We start from the raw sequence: 15,071 nt of genomic DNA, 5'->3' as shown, positions 1-15,071 counted from the left end.
ATGATGCGACACCGACACCTTATTTACCTCCTGCTTGCCGGTCTGCTGCCGGCAGCCTCACACGCCGCCCCGGTCTTCACCCCGGACCAGGAAGCCCGTATTGGCCAGATTGCCGGGGACTACCTGCTGGCTCACCCGGATATTCTGGTACGCGTCAGTGAGAAGCAGCAGCAGGCGCAGGAAGAACAGGTCAGGGCGATAACCCGAAAGGTACAGGACCACCAGACCGCTCTGCTGCGGGACCCGGGCACCCCGGCATACGGGCCGGCTGACGCCCCGGTGAGCGTGGTGGAGTTCTTCGACTATCAGTGTCTGGTCTGCGCCCGGCAGGCCTCGGTGCTGTCGCAGTTTATGCAGGCCCCCCCGGAAGTACGGTTTGTGTTTAAGGAGTGGCCCATCTTTGCTTCTCGCTGGCCCGTCTCCGGCCAGGCCGCCCGGACCGGGTTGCAGACAGCACAGCAGAAGGGGGCGGACGCGTACCTGACTTACCACAATGCCCTGTTTGCCACCGGGCACAATGAAGGAAACCTGACCGCTGATGATATCCGCACGGCAGCGCGGGCCATGAAACTGACGGCAGGGAAGGGGGCCGACGTGTCTGCCACCCTGGCCGGGACGGATGAACTGGCCCGGACGCTGGGTCTGCAGGGCACCCCGGGGCTGATAGTGATGCCGTCCCGCGGGGCCACGGCGGAGAGCATCACCGTCATCCCGGGCGGTACAGACCTTGCCACCCTGGAGCAGGCTCTGGCGCGCGCCACCGGAAAATAACGGCCTGCGGTAACCGCAGCGAGGGGAAGATAATGATAAGGAGGAGAGACGTAATGATGATACTAGGATATGTGAAATCTGCTGCCGGCCTGATGCTTCTGCTGAGCCTGTGCAGCCTGCCGGTCCGGGCTGCCACATCCCCGGCCCCCGAAGCCGGCAGGGAATACACCGTGCTAACCTCCCCGGTCACCCCGGCTCCCCGGGTGGTGGAATTCTTTTCCTTTTACTGCGGGCACTGCCGGTTGTTTGCGGAGCGCTACCCGGTCAGGCAGACCATCAACCGGGTACTCCCCTCCGACACCCGGGTGGTCCGGTATCACGTCAGCGCCATGGGGCCCCTGGGCCGTGAGCTGACCGAAGCCTGGGGCATGGCCGTTGTCCTGAACAAAACAGACGCGGTGGAGCGTCTGCTGTTTGCGGCGGTGCAGAATGGTACCGTACAGACGGCGGATGACATCAGACACCTTCTTGCAAAAGCCGGGATTGATGAGGGCCGCTATCTACAGGCCAGTCACAGCCCGGCGGTTCAGGCGGAGGTGGCACGTCAGAGCAAGGCGGTGGTGGAGTATGATGTGCGGGGTGTGCCGGCCTTTTATATCGATGGAAAATACCACATTAACAATGCAGGAATCAGTGGTGACACGCCGGCGGACTATGTCAGCCACTTTACCCGGGTGGTGACCTCGTTGCTGCAGTATTAAGTACCGCTACCGGTCGCTGACAGCGACGCCCCCTGAGAGCCCTTATGATGAACGAGACAGAACATAAACGTAAAAGCAAACAGGGCTGGCTGTTGCAGCTACGCCGCTGCACTTCCCGCGACACGCTGGAGAAGGTGATTGAGGCAAATCATTATAAATTAACCGTGGCTGAGTGTGTGGTGTTTGATGTAGCAGACCATCGTCTGGCTGAAATTATCATGAACCGGCTTTGTGATCGGGGCCGGTGGCTGTCTGGTTGCATGTCATTGGCTGCAGGGCGTACATGGTTTAGATGTGGTGACATCTTGGGTGTGAGAAATATTACAGGTATCACAAATATGTCATCCTGGTCCGGAAGAAGCCGATAATTCACAGTTGCTGAGGAAAGAACCAGGCCGGGAAGTTGTTCTTTATCTGTCCTTTTGATAAGAAGTTTCCTTGTCTTACATAAAAATAATAATAATCCTCAGTACGTATTCTGTTTAGCGTCTGACCATTATCAATCATACGCTGCAACTCATTTTTGTTTATATTTATTGCATCCACGATGTGATTATAAAAACCTTTCGGAAAATCAAAGTGTACTTTTCCGTAAAACCCCTGTACAGGCAGGTATGTGATATCTGAAAGCGTCTGGGCCAGACCATTCTCGGCCCCGTGACACGAAGCCAGCCTTATCGACGAGATATTGCTCAGGCTCACGCCTTGACTTTCAATCTCATCAAGAATCTTACTCGCCTCAACGTAAAACGTTGTCCCGTCCGGGTGGTAAAATTTTATTCCACATTCTGACTTTGAGCCATGTCCGCATATATTTAATCGCCTTGAACCTGGTGCGGCTTCATCAATAAAAGCAAAAGCTGCATTTAGCTTTGTTTTACTCCCTCCGATTTCAGGTGCGCTTAATGGCGTGAACTCTCCCAGTCCCCATTCTGTAGAATGGTAATCTACAGACGTTGACATTACAGGCATACGCGAAGCAAATTTGTCCAGATTTTGATAAACAGCCCTTCCCGCACTGTACACCCCGTGCGCCAGTCCCACAGCTCCGGTCCCCAGCGACACCCAGCCCAGTATTGCGGAAGCCTGAGGATGGCTTTCTTCAGCCGCACCACTCGCTATCGCCGTCACATCTGAGACCACACCCGTGGCACCCACGGCCAGCGACACCGCCGAGGCGGACTCCACTGCCGCCATCACACCGCCCGCAGCCGCAATGGCGGCGCCGCCGGTAAGGACAGCCAGTCCCAGTCCGATGATTCCCATCCCGATACCCAGCCAGGCCTGCCAGCTCAGGTGCCCGGTCGGGTCGGCGTGGTTCACCGGGTCACCGGCACAGTAGGCGTACGGATTGATTCCTCCGGCCCCGAACGGACTCAGGCTGTCCGGGCAGGTAAAGCGCATCAAAGCCGGGCTGTACGCCCGGTAGCCGTTACCCAGGTGACAGTGCCCACTGACGGGGTCAGTCCGTTCACCGTTAAATCCGAAAAGACAGTGATTCATGTCTGGCGATACTCCCTTTTGCATTCGTTTCCCGATGTCATACCGCAGCGATAACCGGCAGGCAAACAGGAAATTTCAGGGAAATGTGAATCTGACAGGAATGGCCTCCGGCCTTTTATGTCGGGCACTGACCTTCAGAGTGCGCGGGGCTGGATTTCTGATATCCGGCGTGCCCCGTTGATGGCGGAAAGAAGGGGGTGACCGTCATCGCCGACAGTTTTGTTTGTAATACATTGAATATTACTGGCGTGATTTTTAAGTTATTTCCCGGTACGCTTTTAATATTGTTGTCGATGGAAAGGGAATTATGGCTTGTGACAACGTCAGAAATATCGAATTTATTAATTCTGAGGTGTGGTTTGTTTTTTTTTGTGTGAAATTTTTTCAATTGATATAAGGTGGATGTGTGTGCATGAATATGAATAAATGTTTTATCACTGGGCTGGTCGTGACCTTCATTCTTAATACTGGTGTTATTCAGACTGCCAGTGCCCACGGTTACGTATCGACACCAGAAAGCAGGGCCTTTTTGTGTAAAAAAGGCCAGAATATTGATTGTGGCACAATTAAATATGAGCCACAAAGTGTCGAAGGCCCTAAAAATTTCCCGGCAGAAGGCCCTGCCAACGGAACTATTGCCAGTGGTGGAAACTCCCGATTCCCTGAACTGGACGCCCAGTCTCCAAATCGGTGGGCTAAAGTTAATCTACATACCGGGAACAACTCTTTTATCTGGACTCTGACACAAGCACATAAGACAACAAACTGGAGATACTTTATTACCAGACAAGGTTGGGATTCATCTAAAAAACTGGAGCGAAATTCCTTTGATTTGATCCCCTTTTGTCAGATTAATGGTAACGATGCTGTTCCTGTTTCACCGGTACAGCATACATGCTCTATTCCATCGGATCGCTCCGGCTATCATGTTATTCTTGCAACGTGGGATATTGCTGATACTGGCAACGCTTTTTATCAGGTCATTGACGCAAATATTATCCAATAGAAGAGCAGAGCATTCTTGGTTGAGGAGGGGAGGGCCAGGAATGCTCAATATAAAAGTGATTTAACATCATTTTTCCCCTACGGTACACAGCCAACAAAAAAGACAAGCAGCAGAAAGAACGAAAGAAACCATTCCGATATACAGGCTTCTTAATTTATTTGTTCAAGAATATAATGGTAATTTTTCTGTAGCCTCTGCAATAACTGACTGAGAGAGACTGCGGTACTATAAACAGCCATGGTGAATTGTCATCGATTAGGGCCCTGATGAGAGACGCGCGTGAGGCTCTTGTTCGTTGAGCGGATACGTATACCCTGTACAATAATCAGATATACTTCGTGAGGTCTAATCCTTTATCACCAGCGAGTTGCAGGTAAGATGGTTATACAACGTTGTGTGTTTGACGTGCTTTCTGGTTATTTGGTATGCTCGCTTTGCAATATTGTCGCCTGTGAGCGACCACCAATGTTCCGGGTAGCCTGTGAGGAACGCCTTCGGGTGGCTACTCAATAAACTCTCCCGTACCCTGTGAATGGAAAGCACAGAAAGTTCTGTGGGGAAATCTGCTCACCTTTGAAAGTAGATATCGCCAGAATGCGCACTATGACGCGGCGATGAAGGTCAGTTGTCAGTGATATTTGATGACATACATTCCCGGCCGGCAGAAGACCGTCCGGCAGCCTCCGGCCAGTATGGCAGGAGCGCATCAACAATCCGTTTTCGTAGTGATACGCCCTGAGTTTCATACGACTTTTGCATCAACGTATAAGGCCATTTGGTACATTTGGCCGCTTACGGAGTTGCATCAGGAGCATGAAGCTGCGCGGCGTCACTTGTGTGCGAGCGAAGCGAACACCAAGTGACGCGCGCAGCGCATAACGACTCAACCCACGCGCTACGTGGTTTTCAACGTTTCTGTACCATCTGACACACGCGTAGTCCGTGTAATAAGGGCTGAAACATATTTCAACTTCGACGTTTAAGGTGATGAAAGAACCTGAACGTTTCGTTAATGAGTAAGGAGGAAAATCGACTCGGTATCGAGGCGACACTACGAGCTAAGTAGTGTTGGAGGCAGCTTGACGAACGTCAGCTCTGCAATAGCAGCAAACAGGTCAGAGACCTGAGGTGCCTCGCAAGAACTCAACATTTCGCCGCCCCGATGCACAGGTACCAGTCGAGACGCAGGAAGCGCAAAAGCAACCGTGTCGTCGGGGTTAAAAATGTGGAATACAGATCTGCCCGCTTTATGAAAGCTGGTGGATGTGTATTCCTGATGGAGATAGGTGATGTCCAGATTCAGTAAACAGTTGGGGAAGCAGCTTATTACTCTTGCTCGTCAAAAAGGGGGAAGCTTTAAAACTGTCTCTGATCGTTCTAAAATTGCCAGCCGTTTTACGGAACGGCTGGCAAAATTTAATATTCAGATAAGAGACGTAAAGCATATCAAAGTTGTGCACGTAAAGAGGTATATTGATAGCCGTAAGGCAGAAGCGATTTCAAACCGAACACTACAAAATGAAATGTCAGCGATACGGGCGATTATGTCTGTAGCCGGGCGGAGTAAAATGTCTGATCCAAACAATGGCCAGCTGAGTAATCAGGCACTGGGTATTTCCGGCGCAAACCGGGATGGAACTAAACGTCCGGTTACCGATGAGAAGCTAAATGCTGTTGTTAGTTTTGCATCTGCGAAAGATGAGGGTGTTGCGCTTGCTGTTCAATTATCCCGTTATATCGGTCTCAGAACGGAGGAGGCTGTTCAGGCTGCAAAGTCTTTAAAAACATGGAAGCAAGAATTAGCGAAAGGACACGATCGTGTTCGTGTAGTTTTTGGAACAAAGGGGGGGCGCCCACAAAAGGCAGTGTTGAAGTGAGTGGTAGAGAGGGAAACATCGAAGTTAGTGAACTGATGCACTCCGTGAAACTGCCTGTCGATCCTCTGACAGGTAAGGCTACAGCAAAGCGTTTACATAGCTCATATTCATTTATGGAAAGCATTGATAATTCCTCTTCCTATTTATACAATGCTTTGTCTACGGGGTGGATAGCTTAAAAAAGCTGTGTTTAAGTTCTATCGAATCAACTACGATGGGCAGGAGGAAGAGTATTTCAGAACTACCCGGGAGAACGTAAAAGCCACGGAAATAGAGCCATTTATGATGGGAGTTAGGAGGTCATAATGGGAAAGGTATGAATATCTTGATTTAGCCTGCGAGAAAATTACATAGCATTATCTGGATGGTAATGTTATTCATTCTGATTCATGGAAAGGGCGGGTGGCATAATGGCATGGGAATATGATGTGGTAACATGCATTCTTACCTGTAATGGTGAAACATATACTGCAGATTATGTGGGGAGCCGGGTTATAAGAATGATGGTTTTAAGAAATGTGTAAAAAAAGCCCACTTCCCAGAAGTACCTATATAATCGGTGTTTCTCATAACTTAGCCCATACGAGAAAATACACTCTCGATCTTACTCCTGGTCTGAGCAATAACATGTGTGGGCGCGATGCTTTCCGAATTGATGGCTATGTAGATGGAGGGTTTTGGAGCCGACTATTATCACGATGATTCATCTGTTATTAGCCACGATGCCAATAAAAATTTAGTGCCAGATGTGATTGTTGGCAGTGACTTCTTTGTAATGGAATTTATCCGTCTTGCAGATATTGCAAAAGACACAGGCGTAGTGGTTAACCAGGACGATAGGGCATCATGGCTTTGCCTTGCATCTGGAGGTGTTAACTACTGGTCTATCTCTGATAATGAGATAGGGCAAGGAGATTTAACCTCTATAGCGATTGCCAGAGATGGGCAGCAAATAGGTTGTTCTCCTTATAGCAATGATTTAAGCGTCAGGGTTAAGGGGATTTCTTTTCTGGGGGCATCATCAGAAAATTTCGCATTAATGTCCGAAGACGAGCAAGGTAGCAATACTATTCAATACTGTACTGATACTCAAAGCTATGGTGATTTTATTCAGATGAATTGTCTTCAATATTATGTTGAGAATAAAAGTGTTAAAGGCGTGCTTATTATCCAGGTTACATCCAACTAAATATCACTACCGAGGCTACCGGATGGGTAGCCTTTTCTACGGAATTAACTTCATCACATCGACCTGCTCCCCGATGATGACCGATGCCCTCCAGGTTGAGCGGGTATCGGGGCAATATCAACTGCGACAGCCTTACCGAATTAATTTTTAACCACGGATTTTTAGTTTATTGCAGCTTTCCTGAAAGCCTGGGAGCACGCTGTCAGGCGATTTGGTCTGATGGAGTCTCTCAATGAAATTACGTCATTTTATCCTTATGCCGACGCTTCTGCCGGCGACGGTGCTGGCGGGCACGGTGATTTATACCGACAGCCGTCATCTTCCTGAAAATCTTCCCCCGGATATTCCGGTAGTGCTGTTGGATGGAGCCGAGCGGCTGCTGGCTGAGATGTTTGGCCAACTATCGGCCGATCCTGAGCGGGCGGCGGCACAGGCCAGTCAGATTATTGCATCCCCACAGTGGCAGCAGCGACAGCAACAACAGGTTACCTCATACCGCCAGGTGGTCCGTGCCTGGGAGCTGGGTATCCGGAAAGTCCCTGCCGTGGTGTTTGACGATCGGGACGTGGTCAGTGAGCCAGCCTGTTTCACGTCTCAGGGCGACATTCTGCGCTGTGGCCGTTGCATCTGTGTTGGGAACTGCCTCGATGCCAGCGGAGGTGGCTGCGTTAAATACGGCCCAGATAGTGGCCTGCGCCATTTCTCAGGATTGCATCAACTAAGATCTCGCTTAACCGCGCGAGTCATTGTTACCAACGGTGCGAAAGTGATCCATATCCGGCGCCTGAAATCAGATCCAGGGGTTAATCTGCTCTCCTGATTCGGGAGAGCTTATGGTCACTTTTGAGACAGTTATGGAAATTAAAATCCTGCACAAGCAGGGTATGAGCAGCCGGGCGATTGCCAGAGAACTGGGTATCTCCCGTAATACCGTAAAGCGTTATCTGCGTGCGCAGTCTGAGCCGCCAAAATATACGCCGCGTCCTGCAGTGACTTCGCTTCTTGATGAATACCGGGATTATATTCGTCAGCGCATCGCTGATGCCCACCCTTATAAAATTCCTGCGACGGTTATCGCCCGCGAGATCACTGAGCAGGGTTATCGTGGTGGCATGACCATCCTGAGGGAGTTTATACGTTCGCTCGCCACACCTAAGGAACAAGAGCTCGTTGTTCGCTTCGAAACTGAGCCCGGACGGCAGATGCAGGTTGACTGGGGCACCATGCGTAACGGCAAATCACCGCTTCATGTGTTCGTTGCCGTTCTGGGATACAGCCGAATGCTGTACATCGAGTTCACTGATAACATGCGCTATGACACGCTGGAAGCCTGTCACCGTAACGCGTTCAGCTTCTTCGGCGGTGTGCCACGGGAAGTGCTGTACGACAATATGAAAACAGTCGTGCTACAGCGTGATGCTTACCAGACCGGCCAGCACCGGTTCCATCCATCCCTGTGGCAGTTCGGCAAAGAGATGGGCTTCTCTCCACGGCTGTGTCGCCCCTTCAGGGCACAGACTAAAGGCAAGGTGGAGCGGATGGTGCAGTACACCCGCAACAGCTTCTACATCCCGCTAATGACGCGCCTGCGCCCGATGGGGATCACCGTTGACGTTGAAACAGCCAACCGATACGGCCTGCGCTGGCTGCACGATGTCGCTAACCAGCGGAAGCATGAAACTATCCAGACCCGTCCCTGCGATCGCTGGATCGAAGAACAGCAGTCCATGCTGGCCCTGCCACCAGAGAAAAAACAGTATCACGTACAGGTAGACGAAAGCCTGGTGACCTTCGACAGGCAGCCACTGCATCATCCGCTGTCCATCTATGACACGTTCTGCAGAGGAGCCGCATAATGGTCGAGCTGCAACATCAGCGGCTGATGGTTCTCGCCGAACAACTGCAACTGGACAGTCTTATCAGCGCAGCGCCGGCGCTGTCGCAACAGGCTGTGGATCAGGAATGGAGCTATATGGACTTCCTGGAGCATCTGCTTCATGAGGAGAAACTGGCCCGCCATCAGCGTAAACAGGCAATGTATACCCGGATGGCGGCCTTCCCGGCGGTGAAAACGTTCGAAGAGTATGACTTCACCTTCGCCACAGGTGCCCCGCAGAAGCAAATCCAGTCGCTGCGTTCACTGAGCTTCATAGAGCGTAACGAAAACATCGTGTTGCTGGGGCCATCCGGCGTGGGGAAAACGCATCTGGCAATAGCAATGGGCTACGAAGCGGTACGTGCGGGTATCAAGGTTCGCTTCACAACGGCGGCGGATCTGTTACTTCAACTGTCCACCGCGCAACGTCAGGGCCGCTATAAAACAACGCTTCACCGTGGCGTGATGGCACCAAAGCTGCTCATCATCGATGAAATAGGCTATCTGCCGTTCAGCCTGGAAGAAGCAAAACTGTTCTTCCAGGTCATCGCCAAACGTTATGAAAAGAGCGCGATGATCCTGACCTCCAACCTGCCGTTCGGGCAGTGGGATCAGACGTTCGCCGGTGATGCGGCGCTGACATCCGCGATGCTGGACCGGATCTTACACCACTCACACGTTGTTCAAATAAAAGGAGAGAGCTATCGACTGAAACAGAAACGAAAGGCCGGGGTTATCGCTGAAGCTAATCCTGAGTAAAACGGTGGATCAATATTAGATCGTCGGTGGAGATGTAAGTGGATCACTTTTTACCCGTCGTTGACAGTCATAATGCTGTCAACGACATTCCAGCTCCGTTCGAGTTGTTTCCTGACAGCATCAACAGTGCTGATTTTTAGCCATGAAAGCGCGAATAGCGGTTCCGTACGCGCCATATCGCCGTACGTGGAAGCGAACTGGATCCATAATAGCGAAATCACCACGGGAAGGTGGCCATTCGGATATGCTCCTGTAATGCCTGTGATAGTCTGAATTATAAATAGCTTATATTCATGTGTGATCTCGATCATGATTTTGCCTGCATATTGATCGTAATATAATTCTTTATATAACGATCATGTGATACATGAAAACTCAAATATCTTTCGCTACGCTTTTGCCAGTATTAGTGTCTTTGGCATCTCTCCATACGTATGCCGCGTCCATTTCTGAAGATGAAATGATTGTCACTGGTAATACCGCCACTGACACCATGGATTCTGCTGCTGGTGCAGGGTTCAAAACTAATGATATTGATGTCGGTCCGCTTGGCACGAAATCCTGGGTCGAAACGCCTTATTCCAGCACCACCGTCACCAGAGAAATGATTGAAAATCAGCAGGCGCAAAGCGTTAGCGAAATGCTGAAATACTCTCCCAGTACGCAAATGCAGGCGCGTGGTGGGATGGATGTAGGGCGTCCACAAAGCCGTGGTATGCAGGGAAGCGTGGTGGCTAACAGTCGTCTTGACGGGCTGAACATCGTTTCGACCACCGCGTTTCCAGTGGAAATGCTTGAACGTATGGATGTGCTTAATAGCCTGACCGGTGCGTTGTACGGCCCGGCGAGCCCGGCCGGGCAGTTTAACTTCGTGGCGAAGCGTCCAACCGAAGAGACGCTGCGCAAAGTGACGCTGGGCTATCAAAGCCGCAGTGCGTTTACCGGCTATGCCGATCTGGGCGGTCATTTTGATGAGGACAAACGGTTTGGCTATCGCGTGAACCTGCTCGATCAGGAAGGCGAAGGCAATGTTGATGGTAGCACGCTACGTCGCAAACTCGTTTCAGTTGCGCTCGACTGGAATATTCAGCCGGGAACTCAGCTACAGCTCGACGCCAGCCATTATGAATTTATCCAGAAAGGCTATGTTGGCAGCTTTAGCTATGGCCCGAACGTCAAACTGCTGTCTGCGCCGAATCCGAAGGATAAAAATCTGGCGCTCAGTACAGCGGGTAACGACCTGACTACCGATACCATCAGTACCCGCCTGATCCACTACTTTAACGACGACTGGTCTATGAACGCTGGCGTGGGCTGGCAGCAGGCCGACCGCGCGATGCGCAGTGTTTCCAGCAAAATACTCAATAATCAGGGCGATATCTCGCGCTCGATGAAGGATTCCACCGCTGCCGGTCGTTTCCGCGTGTTGAGTAATACTGCCGGGCTGAATGGCCATATTGATACCGGCTCTGTCGGCCATGATCTGTCGCTTTCAACCACGGGTTATGTCTGGTCGCTTTATAGTGCGAAGGGGATTGCTTCCAGCTATAGCTGGGGTACCACGAATATGTATCACCCGGATGCGATAGATGAGCAGGGCGATGGCAAAATCCGCACCGGCGGGCCGCGCTATCGCTCCAGCGTAAATACTCAGCAGAGCATTACGCTTGGCGATACGGTGACTTTTTCGCCACAATGGTCGGCGATGTTCTACCTGAGCCAGAGCTGGTTGCAGACTAAAAATTACGACAAGCACGGCAATCAAACCAGTCAGGTTGATGAAAATGGGTTAAGCCCGAACGTGGCGCTGATGTACAAAATCACCCCTGACACGATGGCCTATGTCAGCTACGCCGATTCGCTGGAGCAGGGCGGCACTGCCCCTATGGACGACAACGTAAAAAATGCTGGTCAAACGCTCGATCCGTATCGTAGCAAACAGTATGAAGTGGGGCTGAAATCCGACGTCGGCGGGATGAACCTGGGCGCGGCGCTGTTCCGCCTGGAACGCCCGTTTGCCTATCTCGATACGGATAACGTCTATAAAGAGCAGGGGAATCAGGTTAACAACGGCCTCGAATTAACCGCTACCGGTAATGTTTGGCAGGGGCTGAATATTTACAGCGGCGTTACCTTCCTCGACCCGAAACTGAAAGATACGGCGAATTCATCAACCAGCAATAAACAGGTTGTGGGCGTGCCGAAAGTGCAGGTTAACCTGCTGGCGGAATACAGCCTGCCGTCCATGCCGGAATGGGTCTATAGCGCCAACGTCCACTATACGGGAAAACGCGCGGCAAATGACACTAATACGTCTTATGCCAGCAGCTACACCACCTGGGATCTGGGAATGCGTTACACCACCAAAGTGAGCAACGTACCAGCCACCTTCCGCGTGGTGGTAAACAACGTGTTTGATAAACATTACTGGGCTTCAATCTTCCCGTCGGGTACCGATGGCGATAACGGTTCCCCGAGTGCGTTTATCGGCAGCGGTCGTGAAGTGCGTTCTTCCGTCACCTTTGATTTCTAACGGATAAATGATGAAATTTTCTCGTTTATTATCGCTACTGGCGTTACTGCTGGCGGTCAGCCTGCATGCAGAAAATAGGCACAAGGAGGTGCGTATCGCTTCGCCATGGCCGGCGCAAAACACCATCATCGCCATGTTGGGGTATGGCGATAACATCGTCGGAACGTCGATGGTTGCCAAAAAGATCCCCCTTTTTCGCCAGAGTCTGCCGCGCATTGAGGATGTGGCGGTGGTAAGCGTAAACAGCGGACATGAAATCAACCCTGAACAGATTATCGCGCTTGGGGTCGACATGCTTTTTGTGCCGCAAAATATGGTGGTGCCCCGGCAGGATTTACTGAAACAGGCAGGAGTGCAGGTGCTGGCGTTCGAAGCGAACTCTCTGCGGGCGTTGACCCAACGCGTACAGCGAACAGCGGTGTTGCTGGGGCCAGATGCGCAGCGAAAAGCGCTCGCCTATCAACGCTATTTTGACCGCAACATTGCCCTGGTGACCGGTCGCCTCAAAGATCTTCCCGCTTCACAGCGCGTGCCGCTCTATCACAGTATGGGAAATCCGCTGACCACCACTGGCAGGCCATCGCTCAACCAGGACTGGATCGATCTGGCTGGTGGGAAAAATATTGCCGAAAACTGGTTTGGTGGGAATAAACAAAACCGCTCAGGTGAAGTGGCGCTGGAGAAAATTGTCACAGCCAACCCGGCGGTTATTGTCGCGATGAACAAGCGCGATGCTGATGCCATTTTGAGCTCTCCGCAGTGGGCAAGCGTGGACGCAGTCATTCATCATCACGTGTACGTCAATCCGAAAGGGATGTTCTGGTGGTGTCGCGAAACCAGTGAAGAGGCGCTGCAATTTCTGTGGCTGGCGAAAATGCTCTATCCCGGCCGCTTTGCCGATGTGGATATGCGTAAAGAGACACGTGAGTTTTATCAACAGTTCTTTGGCCTGACGTTAAGTGATGCGCAGGTGGGTGATGTGCTCAATCCACCACGCTAACCGAGAGTGAGAAAACCATGACTGTTATGGAAAGTACGTTGTCGGTAGAAAATCACTACCGACAGTTGTATCGCCAGCGGCTGGCGATACTGACGGTTATTTTTATCGCTATTATCGCTTCGCTGCTGCTTGATTTTACGCTCGGTCCTTCGGGGCTCCCTATACATTCACTGGTGCAAACCTTGCTGCATCCGGCCCAGGCAGCTACCGGCATACGGGTTATCGTTTGGGATATCCGTTTACCCTATGCACTGATGGCATTACTGGTAGGAATGGCGCTGGGGTTAGCCGGAGCTGAGATGCAAACCATCCTGAACAACCCACTGGCCAGCCCGTTTACACTCGGCGTTTCTTCAGCGGCGGCCTTTGGCGCGGCGCTGGCGATTGTGCTGGGTATCGGTATTCCCGGCGTCCCGGAAAGCGGGTTTATTCCGGCTAATGCTTTTCTTTTTGCGCTTTTTTCCGCTCTGTTGCTCGACAGCCTGACCCGCTGGACATGCATGCCGACGTCGGGCATTTTGCTGTTTGGCATTGCGCTGGTCTTTACCTTCAACGCGCTGGTTTCCATCATGCAGTTTGTCGCCGATGAAGATACCTTGCAGGGCCTGGTGTTCTGGACGATGGGAAGCCTTGCCCGCGCCTCATGGGAGAAACTGGCGGTGCTGACTGCGGCGATGGCGATGGTTTTACCCTGGTCACTGCGTCGTGCCTGGCAGCTTACCGCGCTACGTCTTGGTGAAGAGCGGGCGATGAGCTTTGGTATTGATGTTCGTCGTTTACGCCTGGGATCACTGCTGCGCATCAGCCTGCTGGCAGCCCTTTCTGTTGCTTTTGTCGGGCCAGTTGGCTTTATCGGTCTGGTCGCACCGCATATTGCCCGCCTGCTGCTGGGGGAAGATCATCGCTTTTATTTGCCCGGAAGCATACTCACTGGTGGGCTGGTTCTGTCGCTGGCTTCAGTGGCATCGAAGAACATTATCCCCGGCGTAATTTTACCGGTAGGGATCGTTACCTCGCTGGTAGGTGTGCCGTTCTTTTTGAGCACTGTGATGCGCCATCGGGGGAATATGTCATGAGCGGGCTGTCGATTAATGCACTGTGCGCCGGTTACGGCAAACGAAAGATTATTGATAATCTGACGATTTCTACGTTGTCACGCGGCGAGGTCACTGTACTGTTAGGCCCCAACGGCTGCGGTAAATCAACGCTACTGCGCGCGCTGGCAGGGTTAAATCGCGCCAGTGGCGAAGCCTGGCTGGACGAGGTGAATCTGTTATCGCTGCCGCTTGCCCGACGGGCTGAAAAAGTCGTATTTCTGCCGCAGTCGCTGCCGCAGGGCGTGCATCTGCAGGTGCTGGAGTCGGTGATTGTCGCCCAGCACGCCTCTGGCGCAGAGCAAAACCAGGCGCGGGCGATAGCTCTGCTCGAAGAGTTAGGCATCGCCCATCTGGCAATGAACTATCTCGATAGACTGTCCGGAGGTCAGAAACAGCTGGTGGGACTCGCGCAGTCGCTTATTCGCCGCCCTTCTCTGCTATTGCTTGATGAGCCGCTGAGCGCACTGGATCTCAACTATCAGTTTCACGTGATGGACGTGGTGTCCCGCGAAACACGGATACGCGATATGGTCACGCTGGTGGTGGTTCATGATATCAATATCGCGCTGCGGCATGCTACCCAGGTCATCATGCTGAAAGAGGGTAGGCTTATTGACAGCGGAGACCCGCAAACGGTGGTTAGCGCAGAAAGCTTTGCGCAGGTGTACGGCGTGCGCGGGAGAGTAGAACGTTGTTCGCAGGGAAAAGCGCTTGTGATTGTGGATGGTGTAATCGAAAAATAGTCGGGTTGAAGTGGTT

At 51.9% G+C, this 15,071-nt stretch carries 12 protein-coding genes and 3 pseudogenes; 14 read left to right on the top strand and 1 reads right to left on the bottom strand.

All coding sequences use genetic code 11. The features are described from left to right. The 3 genes and pseudogenes from SCU88_RS15960 to SCU88_RS15950 all read left to right on the top strand — a co-directional run bounded on the left by SCU88_RS15960 (position 1) and on the right by SCU88_RS15950 (position 1,764). On the top strand, positions 1 to 771 hold the full coding sequence (locus SCU88_RS15960; RefSeq protein ID WP_175342321.1) for a thioredoxin domain-containing protein: 771 nt from the start codon (positions 1 to 3) through the stop codon (positions 769 to 771). A 53-nt stretch (positions 772 to 824) separates the two neighbouring features. Next, complete coding sequence (locus SCU88_RS15955; protein ID WP_175342322.1) at positions 825 to 1,472, top strand: DsbA family protein; 648 nt, start codon at positions 825 to 827, stop codon at positions 1,470 to 1,472. Positions 1,473 to 1,519: 47 nt separating this feature from the next. Continuing rightward, positions 1,520 to 1,764 (top strand): annotated as a pseudogene (locus SCU88_RS15950) (Hha/YmoA family nucleoid-associated regulatory protein). Positions 1,765 to 1,841: 77 nt separating this feature from the next. On the opposite strand, the gene SCU88_RS15945 reads toward SCU88_RS15950, so the two are convergent. After that, positions 1,842 to 2,999, bottom strand: coding sequence for an RHS repeat-associated core domain-containing protein (locus tag SCU88_RS15945; RefSeq protein ID WP_175342323.1), 1,158 nt, complete (start codon positions 2,997 to 2,999; stop codon positions 1,842 to 1,844). A gap of 388 nt (positions 3,000 to 3,387) precedes the next feature. Between SCU88_RS15945 and SCU88_RS15940 the strand changes: the two genes are divergently transcribed. The 11 genes and pseudogenes from SCU88_RS15940 to SCU88_RS15890 all read left to right on the top strand — a co-directional run bounded on the left by SCU88_RS15940 (position 3,388) and on the right by SCU88_RS15890 (position 15,055). Continuing rightward, on the top strand, positions 3,388 to 3,981 hold the full coding sequence (locus tag SCU88_RS15940) for a lytic polysaccharide monooxygenase (RefSeq protein ID WP_175342324.1): 594 nt from the start codon (positions 3,388 to 3,390) through the stop codon (positions 3,979 to 3,981). Between the two features lie 1,289 nt (positions 3,982 to 5,270). Continuing rightward, positions 5,271 to 5,852: pseudogene (locus SCU88_RS15935) on the top strand (phage integrase N-terminal domain-containing protein); the annotation flags it as partial. Then, positions 5,768 to 6,212 (top strand): annotated as a pseudogene (tssD, locus tag SCU88_RS15930) (type VI secretion system tube protein TssD). The pseudogenes SCU88_RS15935 and tssD, both read left to right, overlap by 85 nt. 313 nt (positions 6,213 to 6,525) lie before the next feature. Continuing rightward, positions 6,526 to 7,047, top strand: coding sequence for a hypothetical protein (locus SCU88_RS15925; protein ID WP_175342326.1), 522 nt, complete (start codon positions 6,526 to 6,528; stop codon positions 7,045 to 7,047). A gap of 232 nt (positions 7,048 to 7,279) precedes the next feature. Then, positions 7,280 to 7,867, top strand: coding sequence for a TIGR03757 family integrating conjugative element protein (locus tag SCU88_RS15920; RefSeq protein ID WP_431810024.1), 588 nt, complete (start codon positions 7,280 to 7,282; stop codon positions 7,865 to 7,867). 13 nt (positions 7,868 to 7,880) lie between these two features. Next, positions 7,881 to 8,903 carry an IS21 family transposase gene (istA, locus tag SCU88_RS15915; protein WP_431810023.1) on the top strand — a complete coding sequence of 341 codons (1,023 nt, stop codon included), beginning with the start codon at positions 7,881 to 7,883 and terminating at the stop codon, positions 8,901 to 8,903. Beyond that, on the top strand, positions 8,903 to 9,682 hold the full coding sequence (gene istB / locus SCU88_RS15910) for an IS21-like element ISSen3 family helper ATPase IstB (protein ID WP_431810022.1): 780 nt from the start codon (positions 8,903 to 8,905) through the stop codon (positions 9,680 to 9,682). The genes istA and istB overlap by 1 nt, the downstream gene beginning before the upstream one ends. Positions 9,683 to 10,049: 367 nt before the next feature. Then, a complete protein-coding gene (locus SCU88_RS15905; protein WP_175341702.1) occupies positions 10,050 to 12,215 on the top strand; it encodes a TonB-dependent siderophore receptor in 2,166 nt (721 codons plus the stop codon). 10 nt (positions 12,216 to 12,225) lie between these two features. Next, positions 12,226 to 13,215: an ABC transporter substrate-binding protein gene (locus SCU88_RS15900; protein WP_175341706.1), complete on the top strand. Its 990-nt coding sequence runs from the start codon at positions 12,226 to 12,228 to the stop codon at positions 13,213 to 13,215. Positions 13,216 to 13,232: 17 nt separating this feature from the next. Continuing rightward, the gene (locus SCU88_RS15895) at positions 13,233 to 14,291 is read left to right on the top strand and encodes an iron chelate uptake ABC transporter family permease subunit (protein WP_175341701.1); all 1,059 of its coding nucleotides are present in this window, start codon (positions 13,233 to 13,235) and stop codon (positions 14,289 to 14,291) included. After that, positions 14,288 to 15,055, top strand: coding sequence for an ATP-binding cassette domain-containing protein (locus SCU88_RS15890; RefSeq protein WP_175341700.1), 768 nt, complete (start codon positions 14,288 to 14,290; stop codon positions 15,053 to 15,055). The genes SCU88_RS15895 and SCU88_RS15890 overlap by 4 nt, the downstream gene beginning before the upstream one ends. Positions 15,056 to 15,071 lie beyond the last annotated feature (16 nt).

Source organism: Jejuibacter sp. L23, assembly GCF_050815825.1.
In the GTDB taxonomy this organism is placed as follows: domain Bacteria; phylum Pseudomonadota; class Gammaproteobacteria; order Enterobacterales; family Enterobacteriaceae; genus Jejubacter; species Jejubacter calystegiae.
The sequence above is the reverse complement of the archived record's forward strand: the minus strand, read 5'-3'. Positions and strand labels throughout refer to the sequence as shown.